This is a genomic window from Mesorhizobium sp. M7D.F.Ca.US.004.03.1.1 (assembly GCF_003998635.1).
Taxonomy (GTDB): Bacteria; Pseudomonadota; Alphaproteobacteria; order Rhizobiales; family Rhizobiaceae; genus Mesorhizobium; species Mesorhizobium loti.
The window spans coordinates 1-2,672 of sequence record NZ_RZQG01000818.1 but is presented as its reverse complement, the minus strand read 5'-3'; the positions used below and the strand labels follow the sequence as shown (position 1 = coordinate 2,672).

The following is a 2,672-nucleotide window of genomic DNA, read 5'->3' as shown; positions in this document are numbered from 1 at the left end:
GCGTATGCCTTCTGCCGCGCGGCCGATGAAGGCCTCGACGAGCGAGGTCTTGCCGGCACCCGCCTCTCCCCCCAGCGCCGCCACTCGGCCACGGCCGCGTGCCGCTTCCACTAGCAGGCCGTCCAGTAGCTCCAGCTGTGTCTGCCGTTCCAGAAGCATTGTCATTCGCTCGCGAGATTGGGGGGTTGCCACCATGGTGGCTGGCGCCACGATAGCTCTAAGCGAGAGGGTTGCAATGTGACTTTCCACACATTGCTGTGGCTCTCTCCACAAATAACGTCGCCAACATAGGGAATCGTCCCGCCAAAAATAGGGAATGGCTCCGATGTGCGCTCTTGTCGAACGTGATCATTGTCCAGTCGCGCTCGGACCGAGCGTGAATCAATGTGAAAAGGAACTTCCCATGCCTCGTTATGTGGTGGAACGCACATTTCCAGACGGTCTCAACGTGCCGATCACCGAAGTCGGCGCCGATGCGCTCGGCGGCGTCGTCATGCGCAACGCCGAAAAAGGCGTCACCTGGGTGCAGTCCTTCGTGTCACTCGACAAGAAGCACAGCTTCTGCATCTACGACGGCCCCTCGCCCGAAGCGATCCGCAGCGCGGCTCATAAGAATTCGCTGCCGGTCGACAAGATCATGGAGGTGCGGGTTCTTGACCCTTACTTTTACCGTTGAGTCCCCGAACGATCGGCAAATCCCAAATGATCGGCAAATCGATGAGCATCAAACTGCCCTTCGCCGCAATGGCGACCTGCTTGCTGGCCTGCCGGTCGGTGAACCCGCGCCTGTCGTGGGAGACCCCGGCCAAGCAACCTCCTTGCTCGGCCGTGTATGGCGGTTCGCGGCGAACCTGCCTTCGCATCTGTATGGCGGGCGGCGGCGAGTGCCCCCGGAAGACGATTATCTGAGGCGCGACATCGGCCTGTCGGAGCGCGATATCCAGCGGGAATACTGGCAATATTACTGGTGGGACCACTGATTTCGTGCAGCCATTTTGAATCGCTGAAAGACATTTCGAAAACTGCAAAGGCCACCTGACAGCGGCCTGCACAAACCGGGCGGACGGTCCGTTCCGGATTACAAAACCAGACGCTGCAGCGTTGAAACACGCCCGGCCTCACGGCCGGCCGTGGACCTCCCTGTCGCGTCATCAACAACAGCGGAAAGACAATGACCAAAACTCTTTGGACCGGGCGCTTCGCCGCCCTCGCCGTCCTGTCGATCGCGGCCACTGCCGCCCACGCCCACGACGCCAACAGGCTGGCCGACATGGTGCGGACGGCCAACAACCGCTTTGAGAACGTGGCGGCGGCAACCGCCGAGGGCTATGCGCCGATCCCTTGCGCCAGCGGCATCACCGGCGGCGCCATGGGCATCCACTACGTCAATCCCACCTATCTCAAGGATGACGCGGTCGATGTCGCCAAGCCCGAAGCGGTGATGTACGAGCCGATGGCCGACGGGACGCTGAAACTGGTGGCGGTCGAATACATCACCTCGAAAGGCCCGGCCTCGCTCGGCGGACAGCTGTTCAACTTCAACAGCGCCCCCAACCGCTACGGCCTCGGCCCGTTCTACGAGCTGCATGTCTGGGCCTGGAAACAGAACCCGACCGGCACCTTCGCCGACATGAACCCGAACGTGTCCTGCGACGCGATGAAGGGGATGTGACACTCCCCATGTGACACCTCTGGCACCGCATATACCAGGTGTCTGGCCTTCCCCCTTGCGGGGGGAGGGGCGAGCGCAACGCCGACCCGGCTTCCCATGCTTCCCGGCGTTCGCTCGCCATTCGTCATGCCACCGGCATGACGAATGCGCGTCCCGCGCACCGGCCCGCCGCTATGGCTCCGGGCGTTCGTCACTCGAAAAGCCAAATCGTTGGCTTTTCGTCCGCTGCGCGGACCGTTCCTCACCCAACCGTTTCTTAATGTGTTTTGGCTACACCAAAGCCTGAAAAGAAGCGGAAAACGGAGAGAAATCGGGGTGCGCTTTTCCGCGGCCACGACAGCCGGGCGGTTCTTGCCGCAGCGTTTGGCGCTGCGCATGGGGCCGCTGCTTGGCCGTATCGACGCCGTGCTGTTCACCGCCGACGAGCGCGGCGAGGCCGGCCGCATGTCGGTCATCGCCTTCTCCATCCGCATCGTCAGCGCCGTCATCGCCTTCATCAGCCAGGTGTTGATGGCGCGCTGGATGGGCTCGTTCGAATACGGCATTTTCGTCCTCGTCTGGGTGACGATGGTCATCGTCGGCAACCTCGCCTGCCTTGGCTTCCACACCTCGGTCATCCGCTTCATTCCCGAATACCGCGAGCGCGGCCTGATGGACGAACTGCGCGGCATCGTGCTGGCCAGCCGCCTGTTCGTGCTGATCGCCTCCACGATCATCGCCGGACTCGGCGCGCTCGGCGTCTGGCTGGCAGCACCCTGGATCGAAAACTACTATGTGATCCCGTTCATCCTCGGCGTCATCTGCCTGCCGATGATCGCCATGTCCGACCTTCTGTCCGGACTGGCACGCGCCAACAGCTGGGCGCTGTTTGCGCTGTCGCCGACCTATCTCGTGCGACCCATCCTGATCCTGCTGTTCATGGCGCTGATGCTGGCGGCCGGCTACGCCCCCGATGCCAGGACGGCGATCTTCGCCTCGATCGCGGCTACCTATGTCACCA

4 protein-coding genes are annotated in these 2,672 nt (G+C 62.5%); all 4 read left to right on the top strand.

Going from position 1 to position 2,672, the window contains the following annotated elements:
- Nucleotides 1–403: 403 nt before the first annotated feature.
- Nucleotides 404–676: a DUF4242 domain-containing protein gene (locus EN935_RS30345; protein ID WP_109658603.1), complete on the top strand. Its 273-nt coding sequence runs from the start codon at nt 404–406 to the stop codon at nt 674–676.
- The gene (locus EN935_RS30340) at nt 654–980 is read left to right on the top strand and encodes a hypothetical protein (protein ID WP_245468833.1); all 327 of its coding nucleotides are present in this window, start codon (nt 654–656) and stop codon (nt 978–980) included. Before EN935_RS30345 ends, EN935_RS30340 begins: the two co-directional genes overlap by 23 nt.
- 191 nt (nt 981–1,171) lie before the next feature.
- Nucleotides 1,172–1,672, top strand: a complete 501-nt coding sequence (locus EN935_RS30335; RefSeq protein ID WP_109658602.1) for a hypothetical protein — start codon at nt 1,172–1,174, stop codon at nt 1,670–1,672.
- A 315-nt stretch (nt 1,673–1,987) separates the two neighbouring features.
- On the top strand, nt 1,988–2,672 hold a 685-nt coding region (locus EN935_RS30330), incomplete at its 3' end, for an oligosaccharide flippase family protein (RefSeq protein WP_164771462.1).